This is a genomic window from Paraburkholderia sp. MM5482-R2, assembly GCF_050436125.1.
In the GTDB taxonomy this organism is placed as follows: domain Bacteria; phylum Pseudomonadota; class Gammaproteobacteria; order Burkholderiales; family Burkholderiaceae; genus Paraburkholderia; species Paraburkholderia tuberum.
The window spans coordinates 1,740,222-1,760,964 of sequence record NZ_JBNDLP010000002.1; the positions used below are offsets into that span (position 1 = coordinate 1,740,222).

The following is a 20,743-nucleotide window of genomic DNA, read 5'->3' on the forward strand; positions in this document are numbered from 1 at the left end:
GCCGCGCAAGCGTACTAACATTCGGTTACGCATGTTCGGCCGCGCCGGGCGAAACTGCGGCTACACTGGCGTCTGCCGTTTTCTCACGGATTGCCATGCAGTCATGCCCGTCGCAGCGTGAGTCCGAGGCTGCGCCGTCTGGCGGCGGGCAGCAGCCGGCGATTCTCAGCGCCCCCCATCTCTCCTCCGCTCACACCGCTTGCGACACTGCCAGCGGCGACGCCCGCCCGCGCGCGAGCACAGATGCCGTCGGTTGGTTTGCCGCGCTGCTGTGCGCCGCGCTGATTCTGTGCCTCGGCGCGCTGCCGCGCATGGCGCAAGCCGCGGGCCCCGCGGTCGGCGGCGGCACGCCGGTGATCCCGGCATTGCAGAGCCTGATCAACAGCGCGACGGTGAACGCGACGCCGGCGTCCGCGGCATCGGGGGCGTCGGCGCCCGAGGCGGCGTCGGCGCCGTCGCCCGCGAGCCAGGCGGAGCTGGCGCGCTCGCTCGACAGCGTGATCGCCACGCTCGACAACGACCGCCAGCGCAGCGCGCTCGTTGCCCAACTGAAAAAGCTGCGCGACGTGTCGCAAAGCGCCGCGCAAACCGTCGGGCCACCTGCGCCCGCGTCCGCGCAACCTAGCCCGGGCCTGCTCGGCGCGATCGCCTCGGGCATCGCGTCGTTCGAATCCGACGTGCATCAGGGCCGCACGCCGGTGCGCTACTGGAGCGGGCGCGTGACCGCGGCCGGCAACGAGCTGTACACGATCGTCTCGGGCCAGGGACACGAGGGTGTCGGCACGATCCTGTTGGCGATGCTGGGGATGCTGGCCGGCTGGGGCGCCTGTGCCGGCGCGCTGATCTATCTGCAGCAACGGCTGCACCGGCGCTTCGGTGTCGAGCTGGTGCTGCGGCCCAATCCCACCACGCGCGAGCTGCTGATCTTCGCGTTGCGCCGCGTCGGTCCGTGGATCATCGCGTTCATCGCGGCGCTGCTGTTCATGCGCGCGATGCCCGATTCGCTCGGCCGCACGCTGGGCATGGTGGTCGCGTATGCGATCGTCGCGGGCGCGGTGTTTTCCGCGATCTGTCTGATCATGTTTTCGCTGTTCGGCTCGGGCCACCGCCGCGTCGCGGTGCGTCTGCTGATCGATCACGCGCGCCGCGTGCTGTTCGTGATCGGCGTGTGCGGCGCGCTCGGCGACGCAGCCGTCAATTACGACGTCGAGCATCAGCTCGGCACCAACCTCGCCGCGCTGATTTCGACCGCGGCCAACATGACGGCCGCCGTGCTGACCGGCTATTTCGCGCTCGCGTTTCGCCGGCCGGTCGCGCATCTGATCCGCAACCGGCCGTACGAACAGCGCAACGACCACAAGGCCGCGACCGAAGCGTTCGAGGTGCTCGCCGCGCTGTGGCACGTGCCGGTGCTGGTGCTCGCGGCCGCGTCGGTGGTCGCGACGCTCGGCGGCTCCGGCTCCAGCGAAAACGTGCTGCAGATCTCGATCGTCACCGCGCTGCTGCTGGTGCTGGCGTTCTTCCTGTCGGCGATCGTGCTGCGCATGACGCGGCCGCGCAGCGCCCGCGCGCGGCGCCGCTCGCCGTATCTGACGCGGCTGCTGCGCTTTTGCGGCACCTTGCTGACATTGTTCATCTGGCTGTTTTTCTTCGAATCCGCGGCGCGTCTGTGGGGCGTGTCGCTGGCCGCGGTGATCGAGAGGAACGTGGCGGCGCGCGGCGTCGCGCATGCGATGACGGCGATCGTCGCCACCGTGTTCATCGCGTGGCTGCTGTGGATTCTGGTCGACACCGCGATCACCGAGACGCTCAATCCGGGCAGCCCGCGCAACAAGGCGCGCAGCCCGAGCATGCGCGCCCGCACGATGTTGCCGCTGGTGCGCAACGTGTTGCTCGTCACGATCATGACGATCGGTGGGATCGTCACCGCCGCGAACCTCGGCATCAACGTGACGCCGCTGCTCGCGGGCGCGGGCGTGATCGGTCTGGCGATCGGTTTCGGCGCGCAGTCGCTGGTGACCGACCTGATCACCGGGCTCTTCATCATCATCGAGGACACGATCTCGGTCGGCGACTGGATCGACGTCGATGGCGGGCATGCGGGCACGGTCGAGCATCTGTCGATCCGCACCGTGCGGCTGCGCGACGGGCAGGGCGCGATCCACGCGATTCCGTTCTCGCAGATCAAGATCGTGAAGAACCTGTCGCGCGATTTCGCGTACGCGGTGTTCGAGGTGCGCATGTCGTTCTCGACCGATGTCGACGAGATCACGCAGCTGATTCGCGAAGTCGGCGCGGAGCTGATGGCCGACTTCCGCTACCGGCGCGAGATGCTCGGGCCGATCGAGGTGTGGGGCCTCGATCGCTTCGATCCGAACTGGATGGTCGTCAAAGGGCAGATCAAGACGCGGCCGCTGCAGCAATGGAGCGTCGCGCGCGCGTTCAATTTGCGGCTCAAGCGCAAGATGGACGAGGCCGGCATCGAGATTCCGGTCGCGCAGATGCGGCTGTACACATCGTCGAAAGATAGCGAGGGCGAGCCGCTGCGCGACGATGAGATGACCGGGTTCGTCGCGCCTGTGAATGCCGGTGCCGATGACAGCCGGCATGCGCATGGCGAGGCGCAGCAGCCGGCGCGGGACGGCGCGCGCGGCAAAACCCATCAAAGGGCGCATGAACCCACTCGCGAAAGAGACCGCGAAGGGCCGCACGAGTATCCGCGCGAAGCTGAGTATGAGGTGGGCGTCGTTGGCCCGTCGGCGCGCGCGTCGACACAGGTGCCGCTTGCGCCCGCCCGTGACGTGTCGCACGAACCGCGTCCGGCGCCGCCGACGACCGGACAGACCGCGCCGATTCCGCCGCAGATTCCGACGGCGGGTGATGTGGGTGGGAAGAATTGAGGCGGGGGTGTGTTTGGGGGCCGTGCAACCGTCAAACCATCTCCGCCGCGTCGGCCATGCGCACGATGTCGTTCACGTGCGAGCCGATCCGCGCGCCTTCGACGCCATAGATATGCAGCGACACCGCCGGCGCATCACTGCTGTTGCCAAGCCGATGAATCGCAGCACGGCCGCCGCGCACGAACGACACTGCGCCGCGTTTGCGCGTCTGAGCGCGCAGCGCGCTCGCGCATTGATGCGCGTCGTCCCATTCGAAGACCGTTTCGCTCAGCTTGCCCTCGACCACCGCGTAACCGCACCAGGTGTGATGCGCGTGCACGGGGCTCGCCTGGCCGGGCTGCCAGACCAGCGCGGCGATCGCATAGCGGCCTTGCGGATCGGCGATGAGCAGATGGCGCCGATAGGTGTCGGCGGAACCTTCGCGTTGCATCGGTGCGAGCAGCGCCGGGTCGGCGGCCGCCTCGGCGAGCGCGAGCCGCATGGTGCGCGCGAAGAACGTCGAATGCGACGGTTCCGGAAATTTCGCGCAGGCTTCGAACATCGCGTCGAGCGTCTCGCACAGGCGCTCGAGCGGTGTGCGCCCGATCTCGCCCAGCGTTTGTGTCGGTAACGTGGCCGCTTCAAGTCGGGCCGGGTCCGGCAGCGACTTCAGGTAGTCGGGAAGGTGCTCGAAAGCGGTGGCGCGAAGGTCGTCGCTCATGGTTTTATTGCAGCGCGGGCGCTGCAGTTCGGCAATTTTCGGTATCGATATTTATACCGGTTTGCCCGGAGAAAGAGTTTCCATATAATTCCCTCGACCGTCAGAAAAGTAGAATAATTTCCTATGAGGGGTGGTGGTATGAGTATGGATATCATCGATCGGAAGCTGCTCGAATTGCTGCAGGCAGACGCGACGATGCCGATCGCCGAACTCGCGCAGCGCGTGAACCTGTCACAGACGCCTTGCTGGAAGCGGCTGCAGCGCCTGAAGGAGGCGGGCGTGATTCGCGCGCAGGTGGCGCTGTGCGACGCGCGCAAGCTCGGGGTCGGAACCACGGTGTTCGTGGCGGTGCGGACGAATCAGCACACGGAGACATGGGCCGCCGCATTTACGCAGGCGGTGCGCGATATTCCCGAAGTGGTCGAGGTCTACAGGATGAGCGGCGAGACCGACTATCTGCTGCGCGTGGTGGTCTCCGATATCGACGACTACGACCGGATCTACAAGCAGTTGATCACGGCCGTGCCGCTGTACGACGTGAGTTCGAGCTTTGCGATGGAGCAGATCAAGTATTCGACGGCATTGCCGGTGCGGCCGGCTGTGACTGTCACAAATAACGGCTGACGCGCGACATGCGATGGGGCGGTGACGAACGAACGGAACACGGGTTCGCTACGATGGCGACGTGGTCGATGCATTTAAGGCGACGGGAGAGCACAGACCAAGGAGCGCCGCTTGCTACCTCGACAGTAAACGCGCCACAGCGCATCCATACTGCTCCCCCGGCTGCAAGCCGCGTGCAAGCCCACTGGGCGTAGAATGCCGCCTTCTCCGACCCATCCGCGACTGCGTCGCGAACCGAGCCCGCTTCATGACCAGACCGCCGCGCAAGAAGAATCCGACCTTTGGCATCTCCGTCTTTATCGTGGTGGCGATCCTGCTGGTGATTGCCACGCTGTTCTATAACGCGATCCGCGAAAAGCACGAGTTCGACAGCCAGCCCACGCAGGTGCCGCCAGTGGCTTCGCAGGCAGCCGCGGCGGCCACCGCGATGAAACCGGCGAGCGGCGCCGCGCAATAACGCCCGCGCGCTTCCTGCTTCACTCCTCCGGTAGCCGGATCATGCTCGCGTCTTTGCGAATCTGCGCGGACGCCGCGAGCATCTGCTTGCATTGATGCGCGAGCAGCTTCGTGTCATGCACGGCATCGGCCGTATAGTCCGGCGATTTCTCCGTTTCGACGACCATCGCATCGAGTTCGCGACTCATCAGTTTGATCTGCTCGCCCTGCTCGGCGGGCAACGCGGTGCCGGCTTCGGCGGCGCTCAGGTTGTCGCGCACGAGGCTCAAAGCGCGCTGCAGCGGCTGTAGCGAGATATCCTCGACCTGGTGCTGCTGTTGCGCGGAAGTGCGCAACAGCGGCGCGGCGGCCGTGATCTGCGACGCGAGCACATGGCTGCGCACCAGCAGACCGTTCAACTCCGGCACGAACTTCTGCGCGGACTTCGGTTCGAGCATCATCCGCTGGAACGCCTGACCGAGATTCGCGAACGCAACGTGAACGTTCTTGCGCGCGAGCCGATAACGGTAATCGCGGTCGAGCGCGGTCGCCGCGGCGGCAGCGGCGACCGATGCACCGCTTGCCGGCCGCGCGGTCGCGTTGCGGATCGTGGTGGTGTCATGGCTGGCCTCGCCCGCGTTCGCCTCGGCATTGGCGTCGGCGACCGGCTGTGCCACGCCGGCGCGCCCAGCGCCGCGCGCACCGACGCCACTCGCCACTTCGGCTCCGGTGCCGGAGCCGGCGACGGCGAGCGCCGGGCCGCCAAAGCCGATCGCCGGATCCGCCATCGCCGCCGCCGGCGCGCGCGCGCCCGCTTCGGTCACGGCCGCGACCACCGCCGCGGCCGGTTTACCGCTCCACCACCAGCTCGCTTCGAGATACTGCCGCGTCGCGCTGATCATGTTGTTGACGAGCTTGCCCATCAAGCGGTACTCCCAGTACGGGAACAGGTGGCTCGCCGCGATCGCGATCGCGCAGCCGACTACGGTGTCGATCGCGCGCTCGCCGATGATGCGCATGCTGCCCGGCGCGAGCAGATGGAACAGCAGCAGCACATACGATGACGTGAACACGACGCTCGCCGTGTAGTTGAACAGCAGCAGGCTGTAGCTCATCACCATCGACGCGAACATCACGACCATCAGGATGTGCGGCTCCTTCACGAAGATGATCAGCGCGATGCTCGCCGCGCAGCCGATCAGCGTGCCGATGATCCGCTGCCCGTTGCGCTGCTTGGTCAGCGAGTAGCCGGGCTTCAGAATGATCACGGTGGTCATCACGATCCAGTACGCGTTCGTGAGCGGCAGCAGGCGGCCGAGCCAGAAGCCCACGGCGACCGCGATCGTCACGCGCAACGCGTGTCGAAAGCTCGGCGAGGCCATTGTCAGATTCGACAGGATCTGCCCGAACGGCACGCGCCGGCTCGACACGAAACGGCTCAGCGCCTGGTCGATGCGCAGTTCGGTTTCGGTCGGGCTCGGCTCGGCGGTAAGGCTTCGGCGCATCTTGTCGATCAGCCGCGTGGCGCTCCAGATGCGGCGGAAATTCGACGACACGGCCGAATACGCCTCCGGGTTCTGCGTCGGCAGCTCCTGCTTGCGCATCAGTTCGATTTCATACTCGATCGCGCGCAATTCCGCCTTCACGTTCACGCGCATGCGCGGCGCCTGGTTCTGCAGCACCGCGAGGCCGATCTCCTCGAGATCTTCGGCCGCCTTGCGGATCAGATCGCGATAGAACACCAGCAGATCGGAGCCGCCGAACGTGCTGCGCACGAGCGTGTAATCGGTTTGCGCGCCGACGAACAGCTCGTGCAGATCGACGGTATTGATGAACAGGTTGTAGAGCATCGCGCGGCGTGGTTGGAGCTTGCCGCGCTTCAACTTGGGCAGATTGCGCAGCACGATGTCGCGCGCGGCGTCCTGGCGATCGACCGCGGAGATCTGCTTGTCGACGAGGTTGCGATAGCACTCGTCGAGATCGTTGTCGAGATCGTAAAAGGCGGCGCGCGCGAGCAGATAGTCCGCGCACGCGAACACGCTTTCGGCGAGCGCCTGCTGCTCGATCCGATGCATCATCCAGCGGCTCACGAAGGTCGACCAGTACGTGTACCAGAGACCGCCGAGCAGGATCCACGACGCGTTGACGAGCGCCTGCAAGGGCGTGAAGTGCTCCTCCAGCGTCATGATCATCATGAACAGCGTCGCGAAGCTGATCTGCGGCCAGCGATTGCCGTACACGACGATTAGCGACAGCACGAACGTGAGCGGCACGACCGTACACCACAGCGCGAGCGGATTGACGGTGGCGAGGCCGGTGGCGAGCGCGGACAGAAAGCCGATCACCGAGCAGGCCAGCATCTCGTTGTGCTTGTACTTGAGCGGGCCCGGCATGTCGACGACGCAGGCGCCGAGCGCGCCGGTCGCGATCGTGAAGCCGAGGTCACGATTGTGAAACACGATCAGGCACAGGATGGCCGGTAACGACACGCCGACCGCGATGCGCAGGCCGCCATAAAAGTACTGGCTATAAAGGAATTTTCTTATTTCGACCGAATAGCGCATCGACTACCTGAATCCATTCACCGAGAAAACCGCAGTTGGAAAGACAGCGCGAAACTGCCGTCGAGTCTAACTGATTTTGCGCGCGTTCTGACCTCGTCCATTCGGCCAGGTTATGCCCTGGGGATGGGTTTGTTATGCTGTCGCTTCAATGTCCGCCGTGGCTCGCGCGCATCGCTCGCGGGCCATCAGCGTGCCAAATGTGATCTGGAATCCATGCTTCAGCTCTTCTACTCGAACCGCTACGAAACGCTGGTGGGCGCGCTGCTCGGCGACCTCGCGCAAGCGCCGTCCGACCCGTGGACCGCGCGGCCCGTGATCGTGCCGAGCGCGGCCGTGCGCCGGCGGCTCGAGCTCGATATCGCCGCGCGCCAGGGCATCTGCGCGAACGTTAACTTTGGTTATCTCGCGCAATGGCTGTGGGCGCAGATCGGCGGCGTGATCGAGGTGCCGAAGCATTCGCCGTTCGCGCCGGACCGGCTCGTGTGGCGCTGCTACCGGCTGCTCGACGACTCAGACGAAGCGCTGCCGTGGAACGCGTCGCCGCGTCTGCGCACCTATCTCGATGCGGCCGACGCGTCGATGCGCTACGAACTCGCGCGGCGCGTCGCGACCGTGCTCGATCACTATCTGACTTATCGCCCCGAATGGCTGCTGCAATGGCACAAGGGCGGCTCGATCTTCGCGAGCGGCGCGGCTGACGACACCGGTCCGCGTCTGACCGGCGCGAGCGACGCGGCGCGCGAGGACGAGCGCTGGCAGGCGGCGCTGTGGCGCGCGGTGCTCGCCGAGCTCGCGCAAGCCGGCGGTCATGCGCAAACATCCGCGGCCGCGCTGCCGCCCGCGTACCGGTTCCTCGATGAAATCGCGGCGCTCGATCTCGAGGCGATCTCGAACGCGCGATGGCCCGAGGCGGTCAGCGTGTTCGCGCTGCCGACCATGCCGCCGCTGCATATCGCGTTGCTGCGCGCGCTGTCGCGCTGGATCGACGTGCGTCTGTACGTGATGAACCCGTGCCGCGAGTTCTGGTTCGACGTGGTCAGCGAAGGGCGCGTGCAGGCACTCGACGCGGCGGGGCAGCTCGACTATCAGGAAGTCGGTCATCCGCTGCTCGCCGAATGGGGCCGCCAGACTCAGGCGCAGCTGCATATGCTGCACGAGCTGACCGAAAGCGCCGCATCGGCCGAGACTGGCGACTTCACCGAAAACCCGCAGCCGAGCTGGCTCGCCGCCGTGCAGAACGGCATCCTCGCTTTGCGCAATGAGGCCGATGCCGACGAGTTGCCTATCGAGCGCGGTATCGAGGTGCACGTCTGTCATAGCCTGTCCCGGCAGCTCGAAGTGCTGCACGATCGCCTGCTCGGCTGGTTCGACGAATTCGACGATCTACAGCCGTCCGACGTGCTGGTCGCGGTGTCCGATCTCGCGGCGGCCGGTCCGCTGATCGATGCGGTGTTCGGCACCACGCCTGCCGGCGACACGCGCCGCATTCCGTACCGCATTACCGGCCTGCCGCCGTCGCAGGCCAATCCGGTCGCGCGTCTGTTGCTCGACTGGCTCGCGCTGCCCGAGCGCAGCGTCGGCGCGCCGGATCTGATCGAATGGCTGCGCGTCGATGCGGTCGCGGTGCGCTACGGCATCGATGCGAATTCGCTCGAGGCCGCGCAGGAATGGCTCGCGGCCGCCGGCGCGCGGCGCGGGCTCGCGCCGCTCGAACCGTTGGGTGAACACGTGCCGGTCGCGCGTCATACGTTCGCCGATGCGCTGACGCGCCTGTACCTCGGCTACGCGATGCCGGCAGGCGGCGAGCCGGTCGATGCGTGGCTGCCGGTCGAAGGCCCGGGCGGTTCGGATGCTGAACTGCTCGGCCGTCTGTCGCGTTTCGTCGACGACATCGACAGCTTCGCGGCGAGCTGCGCGATCGAGCGCACGCCGTCTGACTGGTCGCAACTGCTGCTCGAAACGCTCGGGCAGTGCTTCGACGGCGGCGTCGAGTTCGCCGATTCGCTCGCGGCCGTGCGCGACGCGCTCGATGCGATGAGCGCCGCGATGCAGGCCGGCGCGCATGATGTGTTGCTGCCGGCGTCGGTGGCGCGCACCGCGCTCACCGAAGCGCTCGACGACCCCGCACGCGGCGGCGTGCCGTGGGGCAGCGTGACGTTTTCTTCGCTGACGAGCTTGCGCGGTTTGCCGTTCCGTGTGGTCTGCCTGCTCGGCATGGACGACGGCGTGCTGCCGTCGCTCGCACGCGCCGACGAATTCGATCTGATGGCCGCGTTCGGTAAGGCCGGCGACCGTCAGCGCCGCGACGACGAGCGCAATCTGTTCCTCGATCTGCTGCTCGCCGCGCGCGAGCGGCTCTTCATCGCCTACACGGGCCGCAGCATTCGCGATAACGCGCCGCTGCCGCCGGCCGCGCTCGTCGATGAACTGCTCGATCATCTCGCGCAGGTGTCGGCGGGCGAGGACGCGAGTCCGGCCGAGGTCGACAGCGCGCGGCGCGAGTTCATCGTCGAGCATCCGTTGCAGGCGTTCGCGTCGGACTACTTCGCGGCGAAGCCCGACCTGTTCACCTACGACGCCGATCGCGCCGAGCTGGCCACGCTGCTTGCCGAACCGCAGCATGCCGCCGCCACGCCGTTCTTCGATCAACCGCTGCCGCCGGAAGATATGCACGAGGTGGAGTTCGACGACTTCGTGCGCTTCTGGCGTCATCCGGCGCGCGCACTGCTGCGCGACCGGCTCGGTATCGCGTTGTCGGATGCGCAGGGCGAGTTGCTCGACACCGAGCCGTTCGATCTCGACTATGCGGGCCGCGACGCGCTCGCCGAGCGCCTGCTGCCGGTGCTGCTAGACGCCGGCACCGACGACGAGGTGATCTATAGCCGCGTGCAGCGCGTCGCCGAGGCGAGCCCCGAGTTGCCCGGCGGCGCGACCGGCGCGGTGTGGCGCGCGCGCGAGCTGTCCGCGCTGCGGCAGTTGGCGCAAAGCGTGCGGCGCGAAGTGGCCGCGGGCGTCGAGCGTTTGCCGTTCGTGCTCGACGTCTCGCCGCGCTGGCCGCAAGGCGGCGATGGCACCGACAGCGCCGTGTCCCTGTTTGGCGACTACGACGCGCTGCTGCGCGAATCCGCCGAAACGCCGCTGCATTTGCGCGGCACGTTGAACCTGCTGACCGGAACGGGACAAGTGATCTTTCGTTATGCCAAAGCCAGCGCGCGCGACTATCTGTCCGCGTGGCTCGCGCATCTGGTCTATTGCGCGGCGCAGCCGGACGGCCCGCGCCGCACCGTGTGGCACGGCAGCGGCGAGAGCTTCGAGTTCGCGCCCGTCGCGGCTCCGCTCGACGAACTCGCGCCGTTGGCTGCGCTCTTCAATGCCGGCCGCCGGCTGCCGCTGCGCTTTTTCCCGAAAAGCGCATGGGCGCGGGTCAGCGAAAGCGAATCGGCGGCGCAAGGCGTATGGGTCAACGACCGCGTGCGCGGCGAATCCGACGACCCCGCGTTGCGCATCGCGCTGCGCGGCACACCGCTCACGCTCGACGAACCGTTCGGCAGCCTCGCCGCGATCGTCTTCAAGCCACTGATCCAGCATTTGCGGAGCGCCTCATGAGCGACGCGCTGCGCCATCAAACCATCGCCGCCGACGAACTCGACGTGTTCGCATGTCCGCTCGACGGCGTGAACCAGATCGAAGCGTCGGCGGGCACCGGCAAGACGTGGAACATCTGCGCGCTGTACGTGCGGCTGCTGCTCGAAAAGAACCTGAACGCGGATCAGATTCTCGTCGTCACGTTCACGAAGGCCGCGACCGCGGAGCTGCACGAGCGCATACGCGGCCGTCTCGCGGAACTGCACCGCGCGATCGAGATGGACGACGACGGCGACGATCCGTTCATCCGCCGGCTGTTCGAAACGACGCTCGCGCCGGAGCGCGGTATCGAGCGCGAGGCCGCGTTGAAGGTCGTGCGCCGCGCGCTGCGCACGTTCGATCAGGCCGCGATCCACACGATCCACGCGTTCTGTCAGCGCGCCTTGCAGGAAGCGCCGTTCGCGGCCGCGATGCCATTCGCGTTCGAGATGGAAGCCGACGACGCGGCGCTGCGTTTCGAACTCGCCGCCGATTTCTGGCGCGAGCAGGTCGAGCCGGTCGCGCATGCGCATCCGGCGTTCGCCGCGTGGCTGGTGGCCAAGCGCGCCGGTCCCGCGTCGCTCGACGAGCAACTGGCCCGGCGCCTGAAAAAGCCGCTCGCGCAATTGCGCTGGGGCAGCGTCGACGCGGCCGGCGCAAGCGCCGATCCGCAGGCCGGCCTCGATGTCGCGTGCGCGATCTGGCGGGCCGAACGCGACGCGATCGTCGCGCTACTGGCCGAGGCACAGGAGCGCCTGAGCAAGACTACGCACAAGCCCGATCACGTGAGCGCCGCGATCGCCGCGTGGACCGACTACTTCGCGCAGGGCGATTGCCATGCGCCGCCGCCGCGCGCCGCGCTGAAGCTGACAGCGTCGGCGTTGAAGAAGGCAACCAAGGTCAAGTTCGAGCCGCCCGCACATCCGTTCTTCGAGCATGCCGACGCGCTGGCCGCGGCCGTGGTCGCCGCCGAGGCCGCGCAGCGCGCGCGCTGGCTCGCGCTGGTGCAGACATGGCTCGACTACGCGCCGGCCGAGTTGGTGGCGCGCAAGCGCACGCGCCGCGTTGTATCGTTCGACGATCTGCTCGCGAATCTGTATCGCGCACTGGCCGCGCATGCCTGGCTCGCCGATGCATTGCGTAGCCGCTATCCGGCCGCGCTGATCGACGAGTTCCAGGACACCGATCCGCTGCAATTCGCGATCTTCAGCCGCATCTTCGCGCCGGCGGGACCGCTGTTCCTCGTCGGCGATCCGAAGCAGGCGATCTACAGTTTTCGCGCGGCGGATCTGCATACGTATCTCGCGGCGCGCGAGTCGGCGTCCGCGTGCTACACGCTCGCGGTCAACCAGCGTTCGACCGCCCCGATCGTCGAGGCGTGCAACCGCATCTTCGAAGCGAACCGCCAGGCGTTCGTGCTCGACGGGCTCGACTATCAGCCAGTGCGTGCGGGCGAGCGGCGCCGCGCGCCGTTTACCGATCCCGACGCGAGCGGCGGCGATTTCCGCATCTGGACGTTGCCGCGCGGCGCAACGCCGCTGGACAAACGCAGCGCGCAGCGCGCCGCGAGCGAAGCGTGCGCGGCCGAGATCGTGCGGCTTTTGCGAGGGGCGCGCGAAGGTGTCGTGACGATCGGCGACAAGCCGCTCGCACCGGGCGATATCGCCGTGCTCGTGCAGACGCACAAGCAGGGCAGCCTCGTCAAACGCGTGCTCGCGGCGTGGGGCGTCGGCAGCGTGGAGCTTGCGCAGGCGTCGGTGTTCGCGACGCTCGACGCCGAGCAGATCGAGCGCGTGCTGGCCGCCATCGACACGCCCGGCGATCTGCGTCGCCTGCGCGCCGCGCTCGCCACCGACTGGCTCGGGCTCGATGCCGCCGCGCTGTGGCGTCTCACGCAGGTTGCCGATGCGCCCGCGGCCGCGGCCGTTGACGACCCCGCGCCAGCGCTCGACGCCGCCGACGCGATGGGCTGGGTCGAGCGTTTTTCGCGCTACCGGATGCTGTGGCACGAACGCGGCTTCGCGGTGATGTGGCGCACGCTGGTGCGCGAGCTGCGCGTCGCGCAGCGGCTCGTCGCGGGTGTCGACGGCGAGCGTCGGCTGACCAACGTGAACCATCTCGCCGAGCTCGTACAGGCGCGCGCGGCCACCCAGCCCGGCATCGCGCCTACCTTGCGCTGGCTCGCCGCGCAGCGCGAGCAGGGCGGCGGTGACGAGGCGCAACTGCGGCTCGAGTCGGATCGCAATCTCGTGCAGATCGTCACGGTCCATAAATCGAAGGGACTCGAATACGCGGTCGTGTTCTGTCCGTTTCTGAACGACGGCGGCTTGCGCGAGCCGCCCTCGTCGGGCTTGCCCGATGCGCGCGAGTATCACGACGAGAGCGGCGATGCGGTGCTGCACTACGGTTGCGACGAAGAGGAAGCCGAGCGCGCCTCGCGTTCCGCGGTGCGCGAGCAGGCGGCGGAACGCGCGCGGCTCGTCTATGTGGCGCTCACGCGCGCGGTGTATCGCTGCTACCTGGTCGCGGGCACGTATCTGTCGTCGCGCTCGACGAAGGAGTCGCGGCGCAGCGTGCTGAACTGGCTCGTCGGCGGCAGCGGCCACACGTTCGACGCCTGGCTCGCCGAGCCGCCCGACGAAGCCGCGCTCGCGGCGAGCTGGCAGGCGCTCGCGGGCGGACCGGTCACGTTGCGGGCGCTGCCCGAAGTGACGCGCCGCGTGCCGCTCGAAAGTCTGCGGGATCAGGGCGCGCATCTGCACGCGCGCGCGAATCGGCGGCCGTTGCGCGATCAGTGGCGCATGGCAAGTTTCAGCGGGCTGATCGCGGCCGGCGGCAGGAGCGGGGATGCGCACGCGCACGCGCCGCAGGAAGACGTGCGGCCCGACCACGATGAAATCGCCGATGCGCTACCCGCCGCGCCGCTGCTCCCGCCGCTCGCCGCGGCGAGCGCCCCGGCGCATGCCGACGACGACATCCTCGGGTTCCCGCGCGGCGCGGCGGCCGGCGATTGCCTGCATCGGATGTTCGAACTCGCCGATTTCACCGAGGCGCGCACCTGGCCCGACGCGATCCGCGGCGCGCTGCGCGAGCGTCCGGCGCCGGCCGCGCCCGAGCTCGCCGCGCGCTTGCCCGCGATGATGCATCGGCTGATCGCCGACGTCGTCTCGACCGAACTCGTGCCGGGCATGACGCTCGCGCGGCTCGATCCGCGTCGGCGCCTGAACGAACTCGAGTTTCTGTTCGCGGCCCCGTCGCTGGATTTTCCGGCGCTGCGCGAGCTGCTGATCGAATACGGCTATCCCGACGTCGCGCTGGAGCCCGGCGTGCTGCGCGGGTTCGTCAAAGGATTTATCGACATGATCGTCGAGCACGACGGCCGCTTCTGGATCGTCGACTGGAAGTCGAACCATCTCGGCGACACCGCCGCCGACTACGCGGCCGCGCCGCTCGAAACGGCGATGGCGAGTCACGCGTACCACCTGCAGGCGCTGCTTTATACGGTCGCGCTGCATCGCTATCTGAAGACGCGCGTGCGCGACTATGCATACGACACGCATATCGGCGGCTACCTGTATCTGTTCGTGCGCGGCGTGCGGCCCGACTGGCGCGATGTCGACGGTGCCGCCGGTGTGCACAGGCGGCGTGCGCCGTTCGAACTGGTGGCGCTGCTCGACGCGGCGATGATCGGAGGTGGCGCATGAGCACGCCCGGCACGCTTGATGAGCGCGCGGCCGCGCCGCTCGGCATCGAAGACATCGGCGTCAACCTGCCCGCGCCGGCCGATTTCAGCATCGCGCTCGCCGAAGGGTTCGCGCGCCGTATCGGCATGCTCGCGCGGCGCGGTGGCGCATCGACCGAGGTGGTGAAGTGGGCCGCGCGCGGCGCGTTCGCCGCAAGCCGCGCGACCGCCGAAGGGCACGTGTGCGTGCCGCTCGCGACGCTCGCGCGCCGCTTCGACGCGTCGAGCGCCGAAGTGCGCGCGGCGCTGCTCGCGAGCGGCATGGCAAGCGATGGCGCAGCGGACGCGGCGGGCGCGGCGGCGTTGCGCCCGCTCGTGATCGACGCGCAGGAGCGTCTCTATCTCGCGCGCTACTACGACTACGAGCGGCGCCTGGCCCACGCCCTGGTCGCGCATGCGACGGGCGAGGCGAGCACCGCGAAGGCCGACGCCGACACCACCCCCGCCGCTTTGCGCGAACGCCTGCTGCGCTACTTCGGTCGTCCGCGAGACGACGACGTCGACTGGCAACGCGTCGCGGCCGTGATGGCGCTGTCGGGGCGGCTGACGATCGTCAGCGGCGGCCCGGGAACCGGTAAGACCACGACCGTGGTCGGCGTGCTTGCGTGTCTGCTCGATGCGCGGGCCGATTTGCGCATCGCGCTGGCGGCGCCGACCGGCAAGGCGGCGCAGCGGATGCAGGAAGCGTTGCTCGCGCGCGCGGGCGACCTGCCGCCCGAACTCGCCGCGCGTTTGCCGCAGACGTCGTACACGCTGCATCGCTTGCTGGGGTCGGGGCCGGGCGGGCGCTTCCGGCATCATCGCGATAATCCGTTGCCGTATGACGTGGTCGTGATCGACGAGGCGTCGATGATCGACGTGGCGATGGCCACGCATCTGCTCGACGCGATCGGGCCGCAAACGCGGCTCGTGATGCTCGGTGACAAGGACCAGCTCGCCGCGGTCGAAGCCGGCGCGGTGTTCGCCGAACTCAGCGCGCGGCCGGCGTTGAGCGGGAGCGGATTGCGACGGGTCGCGCAGGCGCTCGACATCGACGAGGCGCGGCTCGCGCGGGCTTTGCCGCGCGCGTTGCGTGAAGCCGGTGAAGCACCGTTGGACGATTTATTTGCGCCGCCCGAGACGCCGCAAACCTTCGAGTCGCCCGCGTCGGGCGATCTGTTCGGTGACGGCGTGACATCGGCGACTGGCGAGCAGGCGGATCGCGATAAGCGATCGGCGATCGAACGCAACCCGCTCGCGGACTGCGTCGTCTGGCTCGAGCGCAACTACCGGTTCGGCCTCGAGTCGCCGATCGGCCGTTTGTCCGTCGCGATTCGCAACGGCTCACCGAGCGCGGCGCTCGACGTATTGCAGATCGACCCGACCGAAGTCTGCGCCGCGGCGCTGCACGAGGACGCTCACACGACGCTGGCCGAGCGCACCACCGCAAGACTTGCCGGTGGCTTCGCGCCGTACGCCGACGCGCTTGCCAGGGCGCTCGCCGTCGATACGCCCGATCCAGTGCCGCTCTTCGACGTGCTCAACCGCTTCCGCATCCTCTGTGCGACGCGGCTCGGACCTCGCGGCGTCGATCAGGTCAACGCGGCGATGGCGGCTGAGGTGCGCCGCGCCGCGGGCGTCACGCTCGCGGTCGGCGCGCAGTGGTTTGCCGGACGTCCGGTGATGGTGACGCGCAACGATTACGCGCTGGGTCTGTTCAATGGCGACATCGGCATTGCGCTGCCGGGCGCGGGTGGCGCGCTGCGCGTGTACTTCCGCACCGGCGACGGCGGTGTGCGCGCGGTGTCGCCGGCCGCGCTGCCGCCGCACGACACCGCGTTCGCGCTGACGGTCCACAAGTCGCAAGGTTCGGAGTTCGAGCAAGCGGTGCTGGTGCTGCCGTCGGCGTTCAGCCGGGTGTTGTCGCGTGAGCTCGTGTATACGGCGATTACTCGCGCGCGCGAACGCGTCGAGGTGATCGGCGCGCGGGCCGTGCTCGCGCAGGCGATCGCGACGCCGACGCAGCGTGATTCGGGGCTGGCCGCGCGGATTGCCGAAGCATCGCGTTGATTGCGCGGCAGCAGGCAGAAAAAGCGAAGTGGCGGACTTGTGGTGCGAGCGGCGCTCAACCGGCAACCCCGCTCGCCCGCTCGATGGCCTCGACGCGGCTGCGCATCGTCCTGCGATACCACAGTGTCCACAGCGCGAGTCCCGCGTAGATGCCGTAGCCGATAAACGGCGACACGACGAGGAAACGTTCGATCGGCCACGTCAGCGCCATCCACGCGCGTAGCGCGGTTTCGGCGGTCAGCCCGATGCCCCACACGAGCGTCATGGTTCGCATCGCGGTGGCGAGACCGGGGCGCTCGCGCCATAGCGCCTCGAAATGCGCGGCGCCGCCTTCCATTTCGCGCGCGACCGTCGCGCGCGCGAGGTAGAAGATCAGAGGACGACGCATCGGCAGTGACAGCAGGAACACGACGCCGACCGCGCCGGACACCAGCGACTCGCGCAACAGCAGCATGCGCGGACTGCCCCCGAGCGCCATGGCCGCGACCGACAGCACGATGCCCGCCACCACCATCACGCTGAGCGCATCGACGCGCCTGAAGCGCGCGAGCTCGATCGCGCTCCACACGAGCGGCGGCACGGCGGACGCGATTAGCGCGCCGGTCTCGCCGACCCGCGGCAACGCGAGCCGGTAAGCAAGCCACGGCAGCAGAAAGTTGACGGCCAGTTCGAGCACGAAACCGGGACGGATTTTCATATGAATTTACGCCGTAAGCGAAAGAACCAGTATCGGTGAACCGGTCGGGCCGACGCAAATGGTTTTTTTCGTAGCGTTCGCGAGCCGGTGCCGCCGGGCGCCGCACCGGGCGCTCCGCCGCCTTCCCGCGAGTTCGGGCATCTCGCGTCGAGCGCTTGTACACTGACGCATCTTCCTTGCCGACCACCCATGACATCCCGCTATCCGGTCCCGCCCAACGAAATCGAATTGACCGCCGTGCGCGCGCAGGGGGCGGGTGGCCAGAACGTCAACAAGGTGTCGAGCGCGATCCATCTGCGTTTCGACGTGCGTGCCTCGTCGCTGCCGGAAGTGCTGAAGATGCGTCTGCTCGCGCTGTCCGACCACCGGCTCACGCGCGACGGCGTCGTGATCATCAAGGCGCAGGAGCATCGGACCCAGGAGATGAACCGCGCGGCGGCGCTCGCGCGGCTCGATGAACTGATCGAAAGCGTCAGCGTGACCCGCAAGCATCGGGTCGCGACGCGGCCGACCCGCGCGTCGAACCTGCGGCGGCTCGACAGCAAGGCGAGGCGCAGCGAGGTCAAGACGGGGCGCGGCCGCGTGCACGAGTAGCGGCGTGGGTCGCTAACGTCTCGCGCCGCGTGTGCCGGTGCGCACATCCGGCGGCGACGCCTCCGGCACGAAGTCGACGCACAGCACGTGCGTGCCGTCGCGCTCGAACGCGATCGCCGCGGTGTAGCAGTCCTGACCATCGGCGAGCGAATAATGCGGCCCCATCATCGCGACGCGGCCCGGCGCCGCGAGCGCGTGCCGGAAATACGCGCGACGCGACCAGTTGCTGCGCGTCTCCGTATAGAGCGGCGCGAGCCGCTTCGGAGGCGGCGGGACCGACGCCGCCGTCACCGAAGGCTGGGTCTGCTCGCCCAGGCCGTCGGTGAGGAACACGCGGCGCGCTTCGGGCAGATGCCAGACCTTTTGCGCGGCCTGTTCGAGGTCACCGGTCGCCTTGTAGGTGTCGGCGGCGGCCAGCACCGCTTCCGCGAAGCCCTCGAACCCGAGCCGCTGGTGGCCGGCGTGCGCACGCTCGTATTCGGCGAACTTGCTCCAGATCGACGCGACGAGCGCAGGCACCTTCGTGCAGGCGGCCAGCACGCTGCTCTCTGGCTGACCGAACCAGAACCCCTGCACGAAATCGACGTCGGCCTGCATCAGGATCATCAGCTCTTCATCGGTTTCGACGCCTTCGGCGAGCACGAGCGTGCCCGACTGATGCAGCATCGCGATCAGATGGCTGATCATCGATTCGTCGCCCTCGCGCTTGCCCGCGCGCGCGACGAGCGAGCGGTCGAGTTTGACGATGTCGGGGCGGAAGCGCCACACGCGATCGAAGTTCGAGAAGCCGGTGCCGAAGTCGTCGATCGCGATCAGAAAATCGCGCGGCTGCGAGGCGGCGAGCATGCTGGCGACGGCGGATTCATCGTCGGCGGGCTGCTCGAGCACTTCGATCACGATGCGCTCCTGCGGCAGCCCGAAATGCGCGGACAACTCGTCGATGAAAGCGCGCTGCGGCCAGCCGGTTTCGAACACCTGCGGGCGCGTGTTCAGAAACAGCCACCCGGTGCTGATGCCTTGCTCCATGAAGTTCGCCACATGCAGGCAGCGCGCGATGCGATCGAGTTCGCGCGCTTCGGCGGCCGAGCGCGTGCCCGAGAACAATACTTCGGGCGAGACGGGCAGACCGACCGGATCGAACGCGCGCAACAGCCCCTCGTAGCCGACCACGCACTGATGCGTGACCGACAGCACCGGCTGGAACACGCTGTGCAATGTCAACGCGCGCCAGGTCGCGGTCCAGCCCGACTCGCCGCGGACCAGGTGCGGGAGCAGGCCGCTCACGGTCAATTCGCTGACGGATGGCATAGAAGCGGGCATGAAAGCTGACATGGGATCGTTGCGGCAAGGGAATGAAGGGGCACGCAAACCCATTCGGCGCGTAGCGCTCGCACACCCGAAGCGCCGCCGGAACGAAACGAATGCGTCCCGCGAACACGAAGGGCGGTGCCAGCCACGCTGGACTCCGGCGAATTGGTCAAAATGAGTCTAGCAGTTTGCAGCGCGCGACAATGTGCGGGTTATCACAAACGCATGGGCGTGAAAATTGTCTGCAAAACGGCTGCCTACGGCCGTGCGGCAATCCGTTGCGGTAATGCGCCGGAGCGTCCCGCGCGCTTGCCACGCGCGAAACCGATTCTCAATCGCAATGAGTTACCGTACCACGCCGAGGGTAGCAGGGCGCCCGGTGGTCGCCCGCCAAACTCCAGGCCGACGGTGCTCACATGCTAGTGCCGCTGTAGGCGCTGATGCGGCCATTCGGGCGGCGGGCTTGGCACTGCTCTGCCGGGCGGATTCTGGCGCGACGTGCAGGAGCCGCGCCGGTTCGTGTTCATCGAGCGGTGGGAAAGCCAGGATGCGCTCGCGGCGCATGCGAAATCCGCGCGTATCCAGGCTTATAAGAAGGCGGCCGCGGATTGGATCGAGCACGCGGAGATTCGCGTGGTGTCGAAGATCGCCAGAATTCGGGCGCGGGCGTCAGCGGCGCGCGGACATGCTGGACAGGTGGGGCGGCCCTGAGGCCGCCGGCGCGCCGTCAGCGATCAGTGGGTTGCTTGCGGGACATCGAGAATCAGGATGATGGTCCAGTCGGCGTCGCCGTCATGGTGATACTGGCGCTCCGCGACAATGAACGGCTCCTGCTTGCCAGCCGGGCCGAGAAACAGCACGTCGCCTTCCATCGGCAGGCATTCGACGGGCGGCAGCGCGAGGTACGCTTCCTGACCGCCACGCGGCATCAGTTTTTCGATCTTGCGAGATGCTGCTTCGGTCCATTCGATATCAAGCTGGATGTTGCTCATGCTGTCCTCCGCACCAGGGTGCGCACGGGTTAGGGGATGCCGGCGGCTCGCCGGTCGGTGCGCGACTTTAGCATACAGAGAGCAGAGCGCCGGCGGCTTGCCAGGCCGGTGCGCGCTCGGAGTGCCTTGCCAGCAGCGAGCGGGTCGCACAAATAAAAAAAGCCGAAACCGGCGCTGCCAGCTTCGGCTTTTTCACCTTCACGACGAGGCCGCGAGGCGAGATCCGCGAAGTCGTTCAGGTGCCCGACGCGTCGGCACCCTTCTTCGGATGATGCGGAGCCATCTTGTGATGCTTGGCCGGCGCGGCCGGTGCGCTTCCCATCGACTGCTCGCGGTTTTGCAAATCTTGCGCACGCTGCTCGACGTCGGCGGCCTTCGCCGGATCGGTGCTCGTCGTGATGCCGTTGTCCTGCGCGTGAGCCGCGCCGGCTGCGGCACACAAGGAAACCAGGATCGCCATGGACACTTTCTTCATCGTTACCTCCGTAGAATGGTGGTGGACCCGAGTATTGCC

13 protein-coding genes and 1 pseudogene are annotated in these 20,743 nt (G+C 67.8%); 8 read left to right on the top strand and 6 right to left on the bottom strand.

The genetic code is table 11. From position 1 onward, the window contains the following. Positions 1–95: 95 nt before the first annotated feature. A complete protein-coding gene (locus OKW37_RS10905; RefSeq protein WP_184066742.1) occupies positions 96–2,900 on the top strand; it encodes a mechanosensitive ion channel family protein in 2,805 nt (934 codons plus the stop codon). 31 nt (positions 2,901–2,931) lie between these two features. Here the strand turns inward: OKW37_RS10905 and OKW37_RS10910 are convergent, their stop codons facing one another. Further along, positions 2,932–3,600 carry a cysteine dioxygenase gene (locus OKW37_RS10910; protein WP_429406541.1) on the bottom strand — a complete coding sequence of 223 codons (669 nt, stop codon included), beginning with the start codon at positions 3,598–3,600 and terminating at the stop codon, positions 2,932–2,934. Positions 3,601–3,738: 138 nt separating this feature from the next. On the opposite strand from OKW37_RS10910, the gene OKW37_RS10915 reads away from it, so the two are divergent. Both OKW37_RS10915 and OKW37_RS10920 read left to right on the top strand, forming a co-directional pair. Then, positions 3,739–4,224 carry an Lrp/AsnC family transcriptional regulator gene (locus OKW37_RS10915; protein ID WP_090804098.1) on the top strand — a complete coding sequence of 162 codons (486 nt, stop codon included), beginning with the start codon at positions 3,739–3,741 and terminating at the stop codon, positions 4,222–4,224. Between the two features lie 247 nt (positions 4,225–4,471). Next, positions 4,472–4,681, top strand: a complete 210-nt coding sequence (locus tag OKW37_RS10920; protein WP_090804099.1) for a hypothetical protein — start codon at positions 4,472–4,474, stop codon at positions 4,679–4,681. Between the two features lie 19 nt (positions 4,682–4,700). Here OKW37_RS10920 and OKW37_RS10925 read toward each other — a convergent pair whose 3' ends face one another. Further along, positions 4,701–7,223: an FUSC family protein gene (locus OKW37_RS10925; RefSeq protein ID WP_429406540.1), complete on the bottom strand. Its 2,523-nt coding sequence runs from the start codon at positions 7,221–7,223 to the stop codon at positions 4,701–4,703. 213 nt (positions 7,224–7,436) lie between these two features. Here OKW37_RS10925 and recC point away from each other — a divergent pair, with 213 nt between their 5' ends. Genes recC through OKW37_RS10940 form a run of 3 tightly spaced genes read left to right on the top strand, consistent with a single transcriptional unit; the run spans position 7,437 to position 16,638 of the window. Next, positions 7,437–10,829 carry an exodeoxyribonuclease V subunit gamma gene (recC, locus tag OKW37_RS10930; protein ID WP_429406538.1) on the top strand — a complete coding sequence of 1,131 codons (3,393 nt, stop codon included), beginning with the start codon at positions 7,437–7,439 and terminating at the stop codon, positions 10,827–10,829. Then, on the top strand, positions 10,826–14,551 hold the full coding sequence (gene recB, locus OKW37_RS10935) for an exodeoxyribonuclease V subunit beta (protein ID WP_429406536.1): 3,726 nt from the start codon (positions 10,826–10,828) through the stop codon (positions 14,549–14,551). The genes recC and recB overlap by 4 nt, the downstream gene beginning before the upstream one ends. Further along, positions 14,548–16,638 carry an AAA family ATPase gene (locus tag OKW37_RS10940; protein WP_429509817.1) on the top strand — a complete coding sequence of 697 codons (2,091 nt, stop codon included), beginning with the start codon at positions 14,548–14,550 and terminating at the stop codon, positions 16,636–16,638. Before recB ends, OKW37_RS10940 begins: the two co-directional genes overlap by 4 nt. Before the next feature lie 55 nt (positions 16,639–16,693). Here the strand turns inward: OKW37_RS10940 and OKW37_RS10945 are convergent, their stop codons facing one another. Further along, complete coding sequence (locus tag OKW37_RS10945; RefSeq protein WP_090804107.1) at positions 16,694–17,335, bottom strand: VC0807 family protein; 642 nt, start codon at positions 17,333–17,335, stop codon at positions 16,694–16,696. A gap of 189 nt (positions 17,336–17,524) precedes the next feature. Between OKW37_RS10945 and arfB the strand changes: the two genes are divergently transcribed. After that, entirely contained in the window at positions 17,525–17,929 is a 405-nt protein-coding gene (gene arfB, locus OKW37_RS10950; protein WP_429406534.1) for an alternative ribosome rescue aminoacyl-tRNA hydrolase ArfB, read from the top strand. Positions 17,930–17,941: 12 nt separating this feature from the next. Here the strand turns inward: arfB and OKW37_RS10955 are convergent, their stop codons facing one another. Then, positions 17,942–19,237, bottom strand: coding sequence for a sensor domain-containing phosphodiesterase (locus OKW37_RS10955; protein WP_429357181.1), 1,296 nt, complete (start codon positions 19,235–19,237; stop codon positions 17,942–17,944). Positions 19,238–19,729: 492 nt separating this feature from the next. Between OKW37_RS10955 and OKW37_RS10960 the strand changes: the two are divergent. After that, positions 19,730–19,888: pseudogene (locus OKW37_RS10960) on the top strand (putative quinol monooxygenase); the annotation flags it as partial. Positions 19,889–19,971: 83 nt separating this feature from the next. Here OKW37_RS10960 and OKW37_RS10965 read toward each other — a convergent pair. Further along, positions 19,972–20,229 carry a DNA-binding protein gene (locus OKW37_RS10965; protein ID WP_090804111.1) on the bottom strand — a complete coding sequence of 86 codons (258 nt, stop codon included), beginning with the start codon at positions 20,227–20,229 and terminating at the stop codon, positions 19,972–19,974. A 235-nt stretch (positions 20,230–20,464) separates the two neighbouring features. Then, positions 20,465–20,704, bottom strand: coding sequence for a hypothetical protein (locus OKW37_RS10970; protein ID WP_090804113.1), 240 nt, complete (start codon positions 20,702–20,704; stop codon positions 20,465–20,467). Positions 20,705–20,743: the final 39 nt, after the last annotated feature.

What these genes read in the sequence shown, in the direction of transcription:
- arfB (WP_429406534.1), top strand. Translation starts at nt 17,525, where the DNA reads ATGACATCCCGCTATCCGGTCCCGCCCAACGAAATCGAATTGACCGCC.
- OKW37_RS10925 (WP_429406540.1), bottom strand. Translation starts at nt 7,223, where the DNA reads ATGCGCTATTCGGTCGAAATAAGAAAATTCCTTTATAGCCAGTACTTT.
- OKW37_RS10920 (WP_090804099.1), top strand. Translation starts at nt 4,472, where the DNA reads ATGACCAGACCGCCGCGCAAGAAGAATCCGACCTTTGGCATCTCCGTC.
- OKW37_RS10915 (WP_090804098.1), top strand. Translation starts at nt 3,739, where the DNA reads ATGAGTATGGATATCATCGATCGGAAGCTGCTCGAATTGCTGCAGGCA.
- OKW37_RS10970 (WP_090804113.1), bottom strand. Translation starts at nt 20,704, where the DNA reads ATGAAGAAAGTGTCCATGGCGATCCTGGTTTCCTTGTGTGCCGCAGCC.
- OKW37_RS10955 (WP_429357181.1), bottom strand. Translation starts at nt 19,237, where the DNA reads ATGCCATCCGTCAGCGAATTGACCGTGAGCGGCCTGCTCCCGCACCTG.
- OKW37_RS10945 (WP_090804107.1), bottom strand. Translation starts at nt 17,335, where the DNA reads ATGAAAATCCGTCCCGGTTTCGTGCTCGAACTGGCCGTCAACTTTCTG.
- OKW37_RS10940 (WP_429509817.1), top strand. Translation starts at nt 14,548, where the DNA reads ATGAGCACGCCCGGCACGCTTGATGAGCGCGCGGCCGCGCCGCTCGGC.
- recC (WP_429406538.1), top strand. Translation starts at nt 7,437, where the DNA reads ATGCTTCAGCTCTTCTACTCGAACCGCTACGAAACGCTGGTGGGCGCG.
- OKW37_RS10965 (WP_090804111.1), bottom strand. Translation starts at nt 20,229, where the DNA reads ATGAGCAACATCCAGCTTGATATCGAATGGACCGAAGCAGCATCTCGC.
- OKW37_RS10905 (WP_184066742.1), top strand. Translation starts at nt 96, where the DNA reads ATGCAGTCATGCCCGTCGCAGCGTGAGTCCGAGGCTGCGCCGTCTGGC.
- OKW37_RS10910 (WP_429406541.1), bottom strand. Translation starts at nt 3,600, where the DNA reads ATGAGCGACGACCTTCGCGCCACCGCTTTCGAGCACCTTCCCGACTAC.
- recB (WP_429406536.1), top strand. Translation starts at nt 10,826, where the DNA reads ATGAGCGACGCGCTGCGCCATCAAACCATCGCCGCCGACGAACTCGAC.